This is a genomic window from Sphingomonas sp. CCH9-F2 (assembly GCF_001556735.1).
In the GTDB taxonomy this organism is placed as follows: Bacteria; Pseudomonadota; Alphaproteobacteria; order Sphingomonadales; family Sphingomonadaceae; genus Sphingomonas; species Sphingomonas ginsenosidimutans.
The window spans coordinates 1-208 of the sequence record NZ_LSJO01000202.1 but is presented as its reverse complement, the minus strand read 5'-3'; the positions used below and the strand labels follow the sequence as shown (position 1 = coordinate 208).

The 208-nt window shown below is 73.1% G+C and carries 1 pseudogene; it reads left to right on the top strand.

Features of this window, described 5'->3' with window-relative positions:
* Nucleotides 1–208: pseudogene (locus AX685_RS05875) on the top strand (UDP-N-acetylmuramate dehydrogenase); the annotation flags it as partial.

The window sequence follows — 208 nt, the reverse complement described above, 5'->3', positions numbered from 1 at the left end:
AGGTGGCGATGCGTGACGGTGCGCGGCGGACGCTGCCGGTCGCAAACCTTCGCTATACCTATCGTCATTCGGACCTTCCCGCGGGTGCCGTGGTGATCGGCGCGACGTTCCGCGGCACGCCCGGCGCGCCGGACGCGATCCAGGCCGAGATGGACCGGATCGCCGCCGCGCGCGAGGCGTCGCAGCCGCTGCGGTCGAAGACCGGCGG